Origin of the sequence: Pseudomonas sp. R15(2017) (assembly GCF_002112685.1) — a bacterium.
GTDB classification, from domain to species: Bacteria; Pseudomonadota; Gammaproteobacteria; order Pseudomonadales; family Pseudomonadaceae; genus Aquipseudomonas; species Aquipseudomonas glycinae.
In genome coordinates this window covers 270,138-287,576 of record NZ_NEII01000010.1, presented here as the reverse complement: position 1 = coordinate 287,576, position 17,439 = coordinate 270,138, and the positions used below count along the sequence as shown (strand labels likewise).

Genomic DNA, 17,439 nt, shown 5'->3' with positions numbered 1-17,439 from the left:
CTCACTGAGCGCCGGTAAACCCGTGAAATTTCCGCTCAATGCGGCGTTTGTACTGCAGTATTTTGAGGCCCGTCGCGGTGAACGGTTGAGTATCCGCTATCACATCGTTCGGTTTGAATCGGGCAAGACCAGTTATTCGAATCCAAAAGTATTTACGATCGGAACCTCACAGCAACAGCGACTGGCCCCGGCCGAGTTCAAGGAAGCAAAAGGTGATCAATTGAATCCTGATCACGTAACGGCTGGTGCAACAATCATCATCAACGCCTCCGCTGGACTGAAGGCAGACGACGAAGTCATCGTTACCGTGACGGGAAAATCTCCTACCACCCTTCCTGCGTACCCGGTCAAGCCCACAGAGGCGGACAAAGAGCTGTCGTCGATCAAAGTGCCTCACAGCGTGATCCTTGCTGAAGATGGCAACACTATCGAGCTGACTTATACCGTCAAACGCAAGGCAGGTGGTACCGATGACCCTTCAGTCCCGGCGGTATACGACGTAAGCAATGTGATCGGAGCGGGCAAACTGAAGGTCATGGGTGCCCGCCACAACCGCAGCGTGTATTGGGCTTCGCGAGCCAGCCGCTGGCTGATGGCATTTGATGCCACGACCGACAAACCGATCCTGGCCGAGTGGAAATACGCCAATAGCAGCACCTGGACCAAGGGCCAGAACTGGCTCGATACCTCCCCACAGGAACCTCTTCAGGTACGTACTCTCGACGACCACTTCACGATTAGTGAAGCGAACATCTACGGCAATGGCAGCGAAAGCACCGTCACCGGCCAGGCAGCGTTCGTCGCGCTTCGAGACAAGAACAATATGGCGGGTTGGGGTTTGCCTGCCAATGGCAGTACCATCCCGCCCACTATCATCACCATGAACGACATTGTGGAAGTGAGCTGCACACGCAGTACCTATGCAGCCCGACGCAGCAACAACACCACCATCGCCTGGAGCAACACCGCAGGTGAGGGCAGTGACATGAGTACAGTCAATCCAACGGGCTTCACCCAGGTTGTCGGCAATACCACTGCTTTCGCGGGGATCAAGGGTGATGGAACCGTCCATGCCTGGGGCACAATAGTTAACGGAGGAACGACAAGTGCCGAGGTCAAGGCCATTACCAATGCTGTCGAGGTAACCCCTGCCGGATATGCCTTTGCAGTACGACTGGCTACAGGCCACGTCAAGGCCTGGGGCGTGGCCGCCCATGGCGGAACCGTGACTCCACCGATAGATACGCTCGACGATATCGACGAGCTTCTCGGCAGTTTATATGCCTTCGCGGCGAGAAGAACAAACGGCACGGTAGTCGCCTGGGGCCACGCAACCTATGGTGGCGCGGTACCGGCCACCATTGCCGGCCTGACCAATATCACGCAACTTGCCTGTGCCAATCACTATTCATTCTGTGCCCTGCTCGACACCAAACAGGTCGTCGCCTGGGGCCCTGCTGCGCAAGGGGGGACAGTTCCCACGCTGATAGCCTCCCTGACGGATATCTTTTCAGTCGTCGGAACCTGGGCCGCCTTCGCAGCGCTGCGAGAAAACGGTCATGTGGTTGCATGGCCCGAAACCAATGCTGCCGGTATCGTGCCCGCCGCCATCGCGGCCCGGGATGATGTTGTTCAGATCGCGGGCACATCCGACGCATTTGCCGTGCTGTACAAGGATGGAACGGTGGCGGCATGGGGTAATGCAACGGTGGGCGGGAATACAGCTCCGGTCGCGGCGCAATTGACCGACGTCGTAGCGATCTACGCCAATACCCATGGTTTCACAGCGCTAACCGCCGACGGTCGAGTCGTGACCTGGGGGCAAGCCGCAGGAGGTGGAGACAGCAGTACCGTACAGCCTCCACTCAACGGGACGGTGTCCTATCTCGCAACCCCGGCTTCACGTGGACAAGCGCTCATGGCCAGCCGTTTGAGCCAGTCAAAAACGTCGGTCTGAACCCGCCCCCCCGGTCTGGTCGAGCGGCGCTCTGTCGAGAGTGCCGCTCAATACTCACCACACAAGGAAAATCGGGGGATGGAAAGTGACCCTGTTTAATTGCCTGCTCCCATCAGGGAAACCCACGCGCCCTTTCAACCGGGCGGGCGGATTTGGTAGTTCTACCTGCTGAGGATGCATTTGTTGAAGAGTGTTGAAGTTTATATCCGCAAAGCCACGCCACCTTGCGCCTTTGCCTACGCATCCGCCAGAATCCGCCGGCTTGTGCGCCTTGGGGGCGGGTTCTATTGTTTGGCGGTCGCTGAAAAACAGCGATCGGGTTTAGCAGCCCGGTTAACTTCAAGGCACGTTGGTGTCGCCAGTGTTTGTTATGGCGGCTGACGTGGGGCACTTCGGTGCGCCGGGATCCTTGAGCCTGGTCTGCTAACCCGCGTTCAGCCGCCACCCTCTTCGTTTAGCAGCGATGGATGACGGCTCCATATCTCAAGGAGCTTCACAATGATCAAACCAACGCCAAACCCGCCCGAAGTCGATTCGACTTCCCCCTACGAAACCCTCGATTCCAAAAAATTTCACGAAGCCGCCGAGCGTGCGCTCGACCATTACCTCAATCCCCTCCTCCCCCGAAAACCGCTGCTCAAACCCAACACCCGCTACCTCATCGCGCCCGGTATCGACAGCGAAGAGTTGCTGGCAGACGCCTGTGAAACCCTGACCTCGGCCAAGACCATGGCCAATGACTTCGCCGGGCTGGTGGACGGGTCGCAGCGGCATGTGCTGTTGGGGATTGCGCAACTGATCATGCTGGGTGAGCTGGCGGTGAATCGCGTGCTGGATAATCTGGAGTTGAAGGCTGAGGCGCCCGCCGTAGCATGATCGCCGCCTGATCGTTCCCACGCTCTGCGTGGGAATGCCTCAATGGACGCTCTGCGTCCGCTCTTTGGGACGCGGAGCGTCCCGGGCTGCATTCCCACGCGGACGGTTCGACGCCTCGACGTGGGAACGATCCGCGCGCAAAAAACCCGCCGTCCCGTTTGATCGGGACGGCGGGTTTTGTCGTTTCAGCGATCAGATCAGACCGTGTCCACCTTCAACGAATGATCATTGAGCATCCCGTTGATGATCGTCGCCGTGTCATGCCCGCTGGCGATCAAACCGCCCGCCCCCGGCGTCACGCCGTAGTGGCTGGCGAGGTTGACGCCGGCCAGGTCGATGGTCTGGTTCGGCGTGGCGCCGGCCATGGCACTGACGTCGATGCTGGTCATGACCGAGGCGCCGCTGCCGGTGACGGTGAAGTGCAGGTAGTCATCCAGTGACGCCGACGTGCCGTTTTCACCTTGCAGCAGTTGCGACAGGTCGAGCTTGTCGGTGCCGGGGGTGAAGTCGGTAACGAGGTCGTGACCGCTGTTGCCCTTGAGCCACTGGAAGGTGTCGGCGCCCGGCCCGCCGGTCAGGGTGTTGTTGCCCATCCCGCCGATCAGCAGGTCATCGCCCCCGCCGCCATTGAGGATGTCGTTGCCCAGGCCGCCGTTGATCACGTTGTTATTGTTGTCGCCGGTGAGGCTGTCGTTGAAGTTCGAGCCGACCAGGTTTTCGATACCGGTCAGGGTGTCTGTCCCGGCGCCAATGGTGTTTTGCGCACCGAGCAGGCCGAGGTTGACCGTCACCCCGGCGGTGGCATGGGCGTAGCTGGCGGTGTCGATGCCGCTGCCACCGTCGAGCAGGTCGTTGCCCGGGCCGCTGTAGAGCAAGTCGTTGCCGACTCCGCCGTGCAGTTCGTTATTGCCGGAGCCTGCGGTCAGTACATCGTTGCCGTCGCCGGCGTTGATGATGTTGTCGCCGGTGCCGGCCACCAGCACGTCATCGCCCGAGGTACCGGTGAGGGTGTGGCCGTCCTGATAGCTGATGGTCACGTTCGCCGTGTCGCTGCCGCCATGGTTGTCGTTGGCGGTGTAGGTGCCGTGGTAGTCCGGGGTGATGTCGTGGGCCCCGGCGTAGTTGAGGGTCATGGTCAACTGGTAGTTCTCTGCCGCGTTGACGTTGTTGCCCGTGGTGTTGCTGATGTTGGTGATGTGGATCTGGTAGACGCCGTCGGACGTCGCGGTCAGGGTCTGGCCGTCGGATAGGGCGATCCAGGCGCCGCCGTTGATCGAGTACTCCATGGTGATGTGACCGGCCGCCAGGTTGTGGTCCAGGTTGAGGGTTTCACCCTGGCGCAGGTTGACGGTGATGCGGTCTTCATCGTTGGCGTTGGTGTTGGTGACCGCGCCGAGGTAGCCGCTGACCACCAGCACGGCGGTCATGGTCGCAGCGTTGGCGCTGAACGCATTGCGCACGTTGGCCAGGTTCTGGTTGGCGGCGGTGTTCGCATTGGTGCCGGTGAAGCTGATCGCGCCGCTGCCGGTGAAGTCCGCCGATTTTGAGATCCAGCCGGTGTTGAACGAGGTCGGCGTGGCGTTGAGGGTGTCGCCGTTCGGGTCGGTGTCGTTGGCCAGCAACAGCTCGCCCGGCACCACGATGTTGCCCGACAGCACGTTGGTGATGATGTGGTCGTCCACCGCCACCGGAGGCGCGTTGGGGATCACTTTCACGGTCAGCGTCGAGCTGGAGAGATCGCCATCGTTGTCGCTGAGGGTGAAGCCGATGTTCTCGGTGATCACCACGGCGGTGGTTTTTTGCGAGGTGTAGCTGTAGTCGCCGGTGTCGAGGTTGACCACCAGGGTGCCGCTGTTGTTGGTGGCGATGCTCAGGGTGTTGTTCACCGTGTTGAACGTGCCGTGGTTGGCGCCGCCGCTGGCGCCCAGTGAACCCTGGCCGCCGTTGGCTTTCGGGTCATAGGTGTAGGTGGTGCCGTCGACCACGATGGATTTGATGAACCCGCCATCGGCGCCGAACGTACCGCCCTCGCCGATCAACGAACCGGTGACCGGCGCGCCCTCAACCGTGCCGGAGAGCACCGAGTTGAGCTGGTTGAGATCGGTGACCACCACCGCGTTGGTGTTGGTGTGGGTGATGCCGTCGTACGCCAGCGGATCGAGGTTGGCGTTGCTCACGCCGCTGCCCAGGCCGATCGCGTAGTTCTTGATGTTGTTGGCATCGAGGAACGCCTTGAGCGTCGCTTCGTCGGCGGTGCCGATGTCACCCTCGTTGGGTTTGCCGTCGGAGAAGAAGTAACCGACGTTCTGTGCCCCGGTGAGTTTGCCCGAGGTGTTGAACGCGTTGTACATGGTTGCCACGGCAGCGTCGTAGTTGGTGCCGCCGCCCGCGCTGAGGCCGGCCAGAAGGGTCTTGGCCGTCGCGACATCGACCCACACCGAAGTGCGGTCGGTGGCGTTGCTGCTGAAGGTGACGAGCTGCACTTTCACATCGCCCAGATCGTCGTACTTGTCGAGCAAGGCGCTGATCGCCTGCTTGGCCAGTTCCAGCCGCGACAGGCCCGGTACGCCGGAGGCGTCAGCCATGCTGCCGGAGATGTCGAGGACGATGAGGATGTTGGAGTCGATCTCCACCGCCGCCACCGAACGATCCGACGCCACCGCTTTGGGCACGTCGTCGACGATGTTGACCACGATGGTGCTGGTGGTGCTGTTGCCCAGCGCATCGGTGGCTCTGTAGGTGAAGCTTTCGCTCAGGGTGTTCGGCCCGTCGTTGGCGTTCGGCATGGTTTTCGGCGCCGAGGTCAGGGTGTAGGTGTAGGTGCCGTCGGCATTGAGCTGGATCTGCCCGTAAATCCCGCTGGCGCTGCCGACCAGGGTGTAGGTGATCGCCCCGCTGCCGCCGCTGACCGAACCGACCAGTGTGCCGCTGGCAGTTTCGCCGGTGTTGCTCGGGTCGCTGCCGGTGACCGAGCCGGGGGCCAGGTCTTGTCCGTCCTGGGTCAGGTCGAGAGCTTTCTCGTAGACGGTCACGTCCTGATCGGTCGAAGCCACGAGTTTGCTGTCGGCGACGTTGACGGTGATGGTGGTGGTGCTTTCGTCGCCGTCACTGTCGCGGATGGTGTAGGTGAAAGTGTCGGTGGCGCCCGGCGGGCTCACCGAGTTCGGATTGCTGTGATAGACCGCATTGCCGGCCGCATCGAGGGTCAGGTAGCCGTAGTTGCCGTTGATGTTGCTGTTGAGGCCGCCGATGGCCGAGGTCGCGGTGTTGCCGCCGGCGCGCACGCCGACCACGATCGCCGCGCCATCCGCGCCGCTGATGTCATTGCCCAGCACGCTGATGTTGACCGTGCCGCCCTCCGCCACCGAGCCGGTGTCGGCCTTGGCGGTCGGCAGGTCGTCGATGATGTTGACGTTGATCTGCCCGGTGGCGGTGCTGCCATCGGTGTCCGTCGCCACCACGTTGAAGTTCTCGGTGATGCTGTTGGCGCCGTTGGCGGTCGGATGGGTTTCGTTATCCACCAGGGTGTAGCTGTAACTCACCACGCCGGTGGTCGGGTTGTAACCGGTGATGGTCAGCGTGCTGCCCAGCGGGGTGACGGTCGACTGCGGGAAGCCGGCCGCCACGCCGTTGGTCATCACGGCGATGCCGCCCACGGTCAGAGTTTGCAGACCGTCAAGAGCGGTGACGGTGAAGGTGCCGCTCTGGGTCAGTGCCGGGGTGTTGGGACTGGTGCCGTCGCTGAGGTTTTTCTCATAGACAGTCAGCTCGCCGCCATACACGTCGAGGCCGTTGAGGACCACCGGATCGTCGTTGTTGTGGATATTCAGCACCAGGTTGGCGGTGCTGGTGTCGCCGTCGGCATCGGTCAGGGTGTAGGTGAAGGTCTCGGTGCCGTTGCCACCGCCGTGCAGGTTTTTGAAGTCTGCATCGTTGGTGTTCAGCGTGTAGGTGTACGTGCCGTTGGCGTTAAGCACCAGAGTGCCGTAAGTGCCGGTGAAGGTGCCGGGGGTGATCGGGCCGGCATTCGGGCCGGTCGCCACCACGTCGGCGCCTTGCACGTCGTTGGTCAGCACGTTGCCGTTGAGGGTCAACTGGGTTTCCGACGCGGTGCCGGCGTTGCTGTCGTTGATCGCCTTCGGCACGTCATCGACGATGTTGACCACGATGGTGCTGGTAACGACGTTGCCCAGCGAATCGGTGGCCTGGTAGGTGAAGGTTTCGGTCAGGGTGTTGGCGCCATCGTCGGCGTGCGGGGTGGTACTGGCCGGTGAGGTCAGGGTGTAGGTGTACGTGCCGTTGGGGTTGAGCACGATCTGCCCGTAGTTGCCGGTGGCGCTGCCGACCAGCGCGTAGCTGATCGCACCGACCGCGCCGGTGACCGAACCGACCAGCGTGCCGGACGCGGTTTCCCCGGTGCTGGTCGGGTCGCTGCCGGTGACCGTGCCAGGGGCCAGGTCTTGCCCGTCCTTGGTCAGGTCGAGGGCTTTTTCGTAGACGGTGACGTCGGTGTCGCTGACCGCGCACAGTTTGCTGTTGTAGACGTCGATGGTGATGGTGGTGGTGCTTTCATCGCCGTCGGAATCGCGCACGGTGTACACGAACACGTCCACCGCACCCGGGCCGCTCACGGCATTCGGGTTGCTGTGGTAGACCGCATTGCCGTTGGCGTCGAGGGTCAGGTAGCCGTAGGTGCCGTTGATGTTGCTGTTGAGGCCGCCGATGGCCGAGGTCGAGGTGTCGGAGCCGGCGCGCACGCCCACCACCGCGCCACTGGCTGCCGGGCCGTCGGCGCCGCCGATGTCGTTGTCCAGCACGTTGCCGCTGACGGTGCCGCCCTCCTGCACCGACGTCGCGTCGGGTTTGGCGGTCGGCAGGTCATCGATGATGTTGACGTTGATCTGCCCGGTCGCCGTGCTGCCGTCGGTGTCGGTCGCCACCACGTTGAAGTTCTCGGTGATGCTGTTGGCGCCGTTGGCGGTCGGATGGGTTTCGTTATCCACCAGGGTGTAGCTGTAGCTGACCACGCCCGTGGCCGGGTCGTATCCGGTGATGGTCAGCGTGCTGCCCAGCGGGGTGACCGCCGATTGCGGGAAGCCTGCCGCGACACCGTTGGTGATCACGGCGATGCCGCCCACGGTCAGGGTTTGCAGACCGTCGAGTGCGGTGACGGTGAAGGTGCCGCTCTGGGTCAGCGCCGGGGTGTTGGGGCTGGTGCCGTCGCTAAGGTTTTTCTCGTAGACGGTCAGTTCGCCACCGTTGACGTCGAGGCCGTTGAGGTAGACCTGATCGTCGTTGTTGTGGATGTTCAGCACCAGATTCGCGGTGCTGGTATCGCCGTCGGCATCGGTGATGGTGTAGGTGAAGGTTTCAGTGCCGTTGCCGCCGCCGTGCAGGGCTTTGAAATCGGCGTCGCTGGTATTGAGCGTGTAGGTGTAAGTGCCGTTGGCGTTCAGCACCAATGTCCCGTAAGTCCCGGTGAAAGTGCCCGCCGTGATCGGGCCGGCATTCGGGCCGGTCGGTACGCGGTCGGCGCCCTGCACGTCGTTGGTCAGGACGTTGCCGCTCAGCGTGAGGTTGGTTTCCGAAGCAGTCCCGGCGTTGCTGTCGTCCACCCCTTTTGGCAGGTCATCGACGATGTTCACGTCCAGCGTGGCGTTGGCGGTGGTGCCGTTGTCATCGACTACGGTGACGGCGAATTGCTCGTTGAGCACATTGGCGCCGTTGGCGGTTGGATGCGCTTCGTTGTCGATGAGGGTGTAGCTGTAGCTGACGACGCCCGTCGCCGCGTTGAAGCCGGTAATCGTCAGCGTGCTGCCCAGTGGCGTGGTCACCGATTGCGGGAAGCCTGCGGCCACGCCATTGGTGACCACGGCGATGCCACCGATGGTCAGCGTGGTGACGCCGTCCAGCGCGGTGATGGTGAATGTGCCGCTTTGGGTCAGCGCTGGAGTATCGGGGCTGCTGCCGTCGCTGAGGTTTTTCTCGTAGACGGTGAGTTCGCCGCCATTCACGTCGAGGCCGTTGATGATCACCGGGTCGTCGTTGTTGTGGATCTGCAAGACGAGGTTCGCGGTGCTGGTATCGCCGTCGGCATCGGTGATGGTGTAGGTGAAGGTTTCAGTGCCGTTGCCACCGCCGTGCAGGGCTTTGAAATCGGCGTCGCTGGTATTGAGCGTGTAGGTGTAAGTGCCGTTGGCGTTCAGCACCAGGGTGCCGTAAGTCCCGGTGAAAGTGCCCGCCGTGATCGGGCCGGCGTTTTCGCCGACAGGCACGCGGTCGGCGCCTTGCACGTCGTTGGTCAAGACGTTGCCGTTCAAGGTGAGGTTGGTTTCCGAGGCCGTGCCGGCGTTGCTGTCGTCCACGCCTTTTGGCAGGTCATCGACGATATTTACGTCCAGCGTGGCGTTGGCGGTGGTGCCGTTGTCATCGACTACTGTCACGGCGAACTGCTCGTTCAGCACATTCGCGCCGTTGGCAGTCGGGTGCGCTTCGTTGTCGACCAGGGTGTAGCTGTAGCTGACAACGCCGGTTGCAGCGTTGAAACCGGTGATGGTCAGGGTGCTGCCCAACGGGGTGACGATGGATTGTGGGAAACCTGCGGCTACGCCGTTAGTGACCACGGCAATGCCGCCGATGGTCAGCGTGGTGACGCCGTCCAGCGCGGTGATGGTGAAGGTGCCGCTTTGGGTCAGGGCTGGAGTATCGGGGCTGCTGCCGTCGCTCAGATTTTTTTCGTAGACGGTGAGTTCGCCGCCCTCGACGTTCAACCCGTTGATAACCACCGGGTCGTCGTTGTTGTGAATCTGCAGCACAAGGTTGGCGGTGCTGGTGTCGCCGTCGGCATCGGTCAGGGTGTAAGTGAACGTCTCGGTGCCATTGCCACCGCCATGCAGGTTTTTGAAGTCCGCATCGTTGGTGTTGAGCGTGTAGGTGTAGGTGCCGTTGGCGTTGAGCACCAACGTGCCGTAAGTCCCGACAAAGGTGCCGGGGGTAATAGGGCCGGCGTTTTCGCCGACAGGCACGCGGTCAGCACCCTGCACGTCGTTGGTCAGGACGTTGCCGCTCAGCGTGAGGTTGGTTTCCGAAGCAGTCCCGGCGTTGCTGTCGTCCACGCCTTTTGGCAGGTCATCGACGATGTTCACGTCCAGCGTCGCATTGGCGGTGGTGCCGTTGTCATCGACTACGGTCACGGCGAATTGCTCGTTGAGCACGTTGGCGCCGTTGGCGGTTGGATGCGCTTCGTTATCGACCAGGGTGTAGCTGTAGCTGACAACGCCGGTTGCAGCGTTGAAGCCGGTGATCGTCAGCGTGCTGCCCAGTGGCGTGGTCACCGATTGCGGGAAGCCGGCGGCCACGCCATTGGTGACCACGGCGATGCCGCCGATGGTCAGCGTGGTGACGCCGTCCAGCGCGGTGATGGTGAAGGTGCCGCTTTGGGTCAGCGCTGGAGTATCGGGGCTGCTGCCGTCGCTCAGATTTTTTTCGTAGACGGTGAGTTCGCCGCCCTCGACGTTCAACCCGTTGATAACCACCGGGTCGTCGTTGTTGTGAATCTGCAGGACGAGGTTGGCGGTGCTGGTGTCGCCGTCGGCATCGGTCAGGGTGTAAGTGAACGTCTCGGTGCCATTGCCACCGCCATGCAGGTTTTTGAAGTCCGCATCGTTGGTGTTGAGCGTGTAGGTGTAGGTGCCGTTGGCGTTGAGCACCAACGTGCCGTAAGTCCCGACAAAGGTGCCGGGGGTAATAGGGCCGGCGTTTTCGCCGACAGGCACGCGGTCAGCACCCTGCACGTCGTTGGTCAGGACGTTGCCGGTCAGCGTCAGCTGGGTCTCTGAGGCCGTGCCATTGTTGTCATCAAACGCTTTCGGCACGTCGTCGGTGATGTTGACGTCCAGCGTGCCGGTGGCCGTGTCGCCATTGCTGTCGCCGGCGATCACGGTGAATTGTTCGCTGAGGTTGTTGGCGCCGTCGCCCGCTGCGTGGGTCTCGTTGCCGTTGAGGGTGTAGCTGTAACTGACCGTGCCGGTGGCCGGGTTGTAGCCGGTAATGGTCAGAGTGTTGCCCAGTTGCGTGGTGATCGATTGCGGGAAACCGATCGGCACGCCGCCGACGATCACGTTGATACCGCCAATGCTCAGGCTGCTCAGACCGTCCGGCGCCGACACCGTGAAGCTGCCGGTCTGGGTCAGCGCGCCCGGATTGGCAGCGGAACCGTCGGGCAGATTGGCTTCGTTGAGATTCAATTCGCCACCGGCAACAGACAGCCCGGTGAGTGTGACCGGATTGTTGACTGGGGGTGGAGGCGGAACAATCGGTGCGGCCTGGCCGTCACCGTTGTCGATCACGGCGTTATGCCGCTCTTCGGGAAACTCGGGAATGCCGTTGAAGCCGGCGGTGGGGAAACCAATGACCGGATCGACCCGGCCCGCCACTTCTGTCAACAACACGAAACTGTGACCGCCACCCAGCGCGCCCGGCGCACCACCGGTGGCTCCGGGGCCGGCCGCGGTCGCTTCGGCGGATTGGGTCGGGTCATCGCCGGCGGCAATGGCTTTCTGGATCTGTTCGACGTCGGTCAGTTGCGACTCGCTCGGGGTCACCGCTTCCGGTGCATTGACATGTGCCGCCTGATCGGCGAGCAACTGGCCGGTCATGGTCAGGCTGCTGTCGCGACCGAGGGTCAGTTCCTGGCCATTTTGCAGATGGACGGCAACCGCCCCCTCCGCCCCGGTGATCAATTGATCCCCTGCAAACAGCCGATCGCCTTCGACCAATGGGCGCCGACTGCCGTCTGCCGATTGAGCGAAAACCTGACCAATGACTTTAGTGACGATCCCGATGAGCGTTGCCATGTGCATTCCTCCGCTGCCGACCACCGTCGGCGCTGGTTCGCGAAGCAGCCCATGGCTCAAGCGGGTTGTCGGGGCGACGCTCGCACCTCGACAGTTCGTTTCGCAGGTTGCGCAAATCCAGAAACGCCAGCGCCATCAAGCACTTGGAATCTCTGTTCGATGCAGCAGGCCCACTAACGCTACGTAACGGTGGTGAATCACCCGAGTGACAAAAAACTGTCGCTCATCAGCCGCTACGCGTCCCTCCCCTTTAGCAGTACTTCGCCGTATGTCGCAAAGTGAGTGGAACTTTCCTCAAGCCTTTCTGTGCTCCCTAAAGCGCATAAAACAAAGGCTTTCGAGTGGAACAATGTGCTGGATTTGGCGAAGCGCATAAGTTTTTTTTGGCATAACCCTTATGAAAATTTTTTCTTAGCTACGCTTCAGGATGTTCTTAGCTCTGTTGTTACAGGCATGAAACGCTTTTTACTAAAAATATCGTCAATAAATTGGCGACAGCGAAACACCATCAGGACTCAGGGAGATGCACCCATGCGCGTACTAACCCCCCTCTGCAGCGCGGTTTTGCTGGCCATGGCTTGCACTTCTCAAGCCCAGGCCATGAACCTCACCGAGGCGATTCAGAGCACCATTGCCACCCACCCCGAACTGGCCTCGCGCGTGGATGCGCGCCTGTCGGCTGATGAACAGGTGAAGGTCGCCAAGGGCGGCTTCTATCCGTCGGTGGACCTGAACGCTGCTTACGGGCGCGGCTACAGCGACAACACCAACACCCGGGCCTTCGGTAACCATCACACCGAAATCCTCAATTACACCCAGTCCGAACTGCGGCTGCGGCAGATGCTGTTCGACGGTTTCAACACCGCCAACGAAGTCGAGCGCACCAAGGGCGTCTCCAACTCACGCGCCTATTACGCCCAAGGCACCGCCCAGGACCTGGCGCTGCGCACCATCGAGGTCTACCTCGAAGTGCTCAAGCGTCGCGAACTGGTGACCCTGGCCAAGAACAACCTGCAGGCGCACTTGCGGGTCAACGACCAGATCGGCCTGCGCACCGAGCGCGGCGTGGGCAGCACCGCCGACTCCGATCAATCGGTCGCCCGTAAGGCGCTGGCCCAGAACAACCTCGACACCGCCGAAGTCGATCTGGCCGACGCCGAATCCAACTTCTACAGCGTGGTCGGACGCATGCCCGATGAGCTGGAAACGCCGGCTTCGACCCGCGGCGAGTTGCCCGCCACGCTACCCGAAGCCCAGCAGAGCATGGTCGAGAACAACCCGTACCTGAAATCCGCCCAGGCCGACGTGCAATCGGCCGAGAGCCAGTATGAAGTTGCCAAGTCGCCGTTCTATCCACGCTTCGACGCAGAAGCGGCGGTCGGCGCCAACAACAACGTGCAGGGCGACGAGGGCCACGACAACGAATGGCGGGTCGGCGTGGTGATGAACTACAACCTGTTCCGTGGCGGCAGCGACAAGGCTCGACTGGCCTCCGACGCGCACCAGATCAACCAGGCGATGGACATCCGCAACAACGCCCTGCGTCAGCTCAACGAGAACATTCACCTGGCGTGGAACGCCATGCTCAACGCCAAGAAGCAAACCCCGACCGCCCGCGAATACGCCGAAACCACCAAGCGTGTACGCGCCGCGTATCAGGATCAGTTCGGCCTCGGTCAGCGCACCCTGCTGGACGTGCTCGACAGTGAAAACGAGCTGTACAACGCCAACCGTCGCTACACCGAAATCCGCTACACCGAGGAATACTCGATGTACCGCGTGCTGGCGAACATGGGCCAGTTGTTGAGCAAGCAGCGCGTGGTGCTGCCGGCCGATGCGATTGCCGCGACCGAGGTGAAAAACGAAGCACGCTTGCCTGAACTGAAATAACCACGCTGCCGAAGGCTGTGTTTTTGATCGTTCCCACGCTCCGCGTGGGAATGCAGCCCGTGACGCTCCGCGTCACTGGACGCGGAGCGTCCCTAGAGGCATTCCCACGCAGAGCGTGGGAACGATCAGTACGGTTGAACGCCTCGCAGTAACAAAGGGTTGATGTGGATAGCCGAGCCAGCTCAACGGGAGCGATCAATATGACCAGCATGCAACCCGGTAACACCGGGATCGATCCGCGGCTGAGCTTCGATGACCCGTTGCTCGACGGTCTGTTGATCCTCTGCAAGCTCCATGGCGCGACAGTCAGTCGCGCCAGCCTGAGCGCCGGGCTGCCCCTGGACAAACAACGCCTGAGCCTGGACCTGCTGCCCCGCGCCGCAGCCCGGGCCGGGTTGCAGGCGCGCTTGCTGCGCCGGGAACTCAAGGACATTTCACCGCTGAACCTGCCGGTGCTGTTGCTGCTGGGCAACGGGCGCACGGCAGTGCTGCGGCGTTTTAGCGAAGATGGCAAGGCGCTGATCCTGCCCAGCGAAGCCGACGGCGGCGAGCAATGGGTCAGCCGTGAAGAACTCACCGAACACTATAGCGGCCAGGCTTTGTTCGCCCGGCCCCGGCATGAACTGGAAGACCTGCGCTCGCCATTGGTGCCACGGGTGCAGGCGTGGTTTCGCGACACCCTGAAGCTGTCGAAATGGCTGTACAGCGATGCGATTCTTGCCAGTTTCCTGATCAACCTGCTGGGCCTGATGGTGCCGCTGTTCGTCATGCAGACCTACGACCGCGTGGTGCCGAACCAGGCCACCTCAACGTTGTGGGTGCTGTCGATCGGGCTGCTGATCGGCACCGGGTTCGAACTGGTGCTGCGGGTGGTGCGCGCGCACTTGCTGGACACCGCCGGCAAGAAGACCGACGTGATCCTTTCCGCCACTTTATTCGAGCGCATCACCGGCATGGCGATGAAGGCCCGGCCAGCGACCATCGGCGGCTTTGCCCAGAGCATTCACGACTTTCAGGGTCTGCGCGAATTCCTCACCGCCGTCACCCTGACCAGCCTGATCGATCTGCCCTTCGTGGTGTTGATGCTGGTGGTGATCGGCCTGCTCGGTGGCTGGCTGGTGGTGATTCCGCTGCTGGCGTTTCCGATCACGATCGTGTTCGCGATGATCATTCAAGCCCGCCTGCGCGACACCGTGCAGAAAAGCCTGAGCCTCGGCGCCGAGCGTCAGGCGTTGCTGATCGAAACCCTCGGCGGACTGGAAACCCTCAAGGCGTGCAGCGCCGAAAGCGAGCGCCAGCACAAATGGGAAAGCACCCACGGCGCCCTCACCCGCCTCGACAGCCACGCCCGTAATCTCTCCGCGCTGGCCACCAACGGCACGCTGTTCATCCAGCAGTTTTCGGGGATGGCGACGATTGTGGCCGGGGTCTACAGCATCATCGCCGGCAATCTCAGCGTCGGCGCACTGGTGGCGACTTACATGCTCGGCAGCCGCGTGCTCGCGCCGCTAGGCCAGATCGCCGGGCTGATCACCCGCTACCAGCAAGCGCAACTGACCATGAAAAGCACCGACGCGCTGATGTCCCTGCCTCAGGAACGCGACGGCAAACAGCGGCCGCTGGAGCGCACGCAACTGCAAGGCGCGCTGGACGCCAACGCCGTGACCTTCCACTACAACGGCCAGAACACCCCGGCCTTGAGCAACGTCAGTTTCAGCGTCAAACCCGGCGAACGGATCGGCATCATCGGCCGCAGCGGCTCGGGCAAAAGCACCCTGGCGCGGCTGGTGATGGGCTTCTACGAACCGGAAGAAGGCCAGTTGCTGCTCGATGGCCTCGACCTGCGGCAGCTGGATGTCGCCGACCTGCGCCAGCAGATCGGTTACGTCGCCCATGACCTGCCGCTGCTGGCCGGCAGCCTGCGCGACAACCTGACCCTCGGCGCGCGCTACATCAGCGATTCGCGGATGCTCGAAGTGGCCGAACTGACCGGCGTTACCGAGCTTGCACGGCAGCACCCGCAAGGCTTCGACCGGCCGGTTGGCGAGCGCGGGCAATTGCTCTCCGGCGGCCAGCGCCAGGCGGTGTTACTGGCGCGGGCGCTGCTGCTAGACCCGCCGATCATGCTGCTCGACGAACCCACCAGCGCCATGGACAACAGCAGCGAAGACGTCCTGCGCCAGAAGCTGCACGGCTGGGTGCAAGGCAAAACCTTGCTGCTGGTCACCCACCGCACCTCGATGCTGAGCCTGGTGGACCGGTTGCTGGTGCTGGACAACGGCCGGATCGTCGCCGACGGTCCGAAAGAAGCGGTCATCGATGCGTTGCGCAAGGGCCGGGTCGGCTCGGCAGCGGTCTAGGAGTTGCCCCATGTCTGCTTCTTCCTCTTCAAAACCCCGCGGTTATTTCGACAGCTTCGGTAAAAGCGCCGAAGCCGAATTCATGCCGGAAACCGCCGGCGCCTCGTTGCAGGATTCGCCACGCTGGTCGCGCATCACCGTGTGGCTGGCGGCGGCGCTGCTGATCAGTGCGCTGGTCTGGGCCAAGTTCGCGGTGCTGCAGGAAGTGACCATGGGCGAAGGCAAGGCCATTCCGTCGAGCAAGGTCCAGGTGATCCAGAACCTTGAGGGCGGGATTGTCACCGAGATCTTCGTGCGCGAAGGGCAGATGGTCGACAAGGGCGACAAACTGCTGCGCCTGGACGACACGCGGTTTCTGTCGAACAAGGGTGAGAGCGAGGCCGATCGTTATGCCTTGACCGCGCAGGTCGAACGCTTGTCCGCCGAAGCCGAAGGCCGGCCATTCAAGCTCTCGGACGAAGTGATCGCCAAGGCGCCGCAAGTGGCCGAGGACGAGCGTTCGCTGTACGAGCAACGGCAGCGGCGGCTGGCCAGCGAACAGAGAACCCTCAGCGAACAGCTGCGGCAGAAGACTCAGGAGCTGGCGGAGTTTCGCTCGAAACAGGGTCAGTACAGCTCAAGCCTGGCGTTGGTGAATCAGGAAATGAACATGTCCGAACCGCTGGTCAAGACTGGCGCCGTGTCGCCGGTGGAGATCCTGCGGCTCAAGCGCAGTGCGGTGGAAATCCGCGGTTCCCTGAACGCCACGACCCTGGCCATTCCCCGCGCCGAATCGGCCATCGCCGAGATCCGCAGCAAGATCGACGAATCGGAACAGACTTTCCGCTCCGAAGCGGCCAAGGAGCTCAACGAGAAACGTACCGACCTGTCGAAAATCACTGCTTCGAGCATCGCCATCGACGACCGCGTCAGCCGTACCACGGTGACCTCGCCGGTGCATGGGGTGATCAAGCAAATGAAGGTCAACACCATCGGCGGCGTGGTGCAGCCGGGCAGCGACATGGTGGAAATCGTGCCGCTGGAAGACAACCTGCTGATCGAAGCCAAAGTCCGGCCGCAGGACGTGGCGTTCCTGCACCCGGGCCAGAAAGCCATGGTCAAGTTCAGCGCCTACGACTACACGATCTACGGCGGGCTCAGCGCCAAGCTTGAGCTGATCGGCGCCGACACCATCACCGACGACAAGGGCAACAGCTTCTACCTGATCCAGGTGCGTACCGACAAAAACCATTTGGGCGGGGATGTGAAACCGCTGTTGATCATTCCGGGGATGGTGGCGACGGTGGACATTATTACCGGGGAGAAAAGCGTGCTGGATTACCTGCTCAAACCGGTGCTCAAGGCCCGGACCGAGGCGATGCGCGAGCGCTAGTGATTGATCGCTCTCACGTTGATCGTTCCCACGCTCTGCGTGGGAATGCATCCAGTGACGCTCTGCGTCACCGTCGCGAAGGGACTCGGAGCGTCCCGGGCGGCATTCCCACGCGGAGCGTGGGAACGA

Annotated in this window: 5 protein-coding genes and 1 pseudogene; 5 read left to right on the top strand and 1 reads right to left on the bottom strand. The window is 62.2% G+C overall.

The genetic code is table 11. The features are described 5' to 3' along the window. A pseudogene (locus CAF77_RS21465) lies at window positions 1–1,957 on the top strand (hypothetical protein); the annotation flags it as partial. A 498-nt stretch (window positions 1,958–2,455) separates the two neighbouring features. Next, the gene (locus CAF77_RS21460) at window positions 2,456–2,833 is read left to right on the top strand and encodes a DUF6124 family protein (RefSeq protein WP_064383229.1); all 378 of its coding nucleotides are present in this window, start codon (window positions 2,456–2,458) and stop codon (window positions 2,831–2,833) included. A 197-nt stretch (window positions 2,834–3,030) separates the two neighbouring features. Here the strand turns inward: CAF77_RS21460 and CAF77_RS21455 are convergent, their stop codons facing one another. After that, window positions 3,031–11,688, bottom strand: a complete 8,658-nt coding sequence (locus tag CAF77_RS21455) for a retention module-containing protein (RefSeq protein WP_064383228.1) — start codon at window positions 11,686–11,688, stop codon at window positions 3,031–3,033. 531 nt (window positions 11,689–12,219) lie between these two features. Here CAF77_RS21455 and CAF77_RS21450 point away from each other — a divergent pair. The 3 genes from CAF77_RS21450 to CAF77_RS21440 all read left to right on the top strand — a co-directional run bounded on the left by CAF77_RS21450 (window position 12,220) and on the right by CAF77_RS21440 (window position 17,310). Continuing rightward, window positions 12,220–13,578, top strand: a complete 1,359-nt coding sequence (locus tag CAF77_RS21450; RefSeq protein WP_064383226.1) for a TolC family outer membrane protein — start codon at window positions 12,220–12,222, stop codon at window positions 13,576–13,578. Between the two features lie 200 nt (window positions 13,579–13,778). Further along, the gene (locus CAF77_RS21445; RefSeq protein ID WP_064383224.1) at window positions 13,779–15,938 is read left to right on the top strand and encodes a type I secretion system permease/ATPase; all 2,160 of its coding nucleotides are present in this window, start codon (window positions 13,779–13,781) and stop codon (window positions 15,936–15,938) included. 10 nt (window positions 15,939–15,948) lie between these two features. Next, complete coding sequence (locus CAF77_RS21440) at window positions 15,949–17,310, top strand: HlyD family type I secretion periplasmic adaptor subunit (protein ID WP_011332984.1); 1,362 nt, start codon at window positions 15,949–15,951, stop codon at window positions 17,308–17,310. Window positions 17,311–17,439 lie beyond the last annotated feature (129 nt).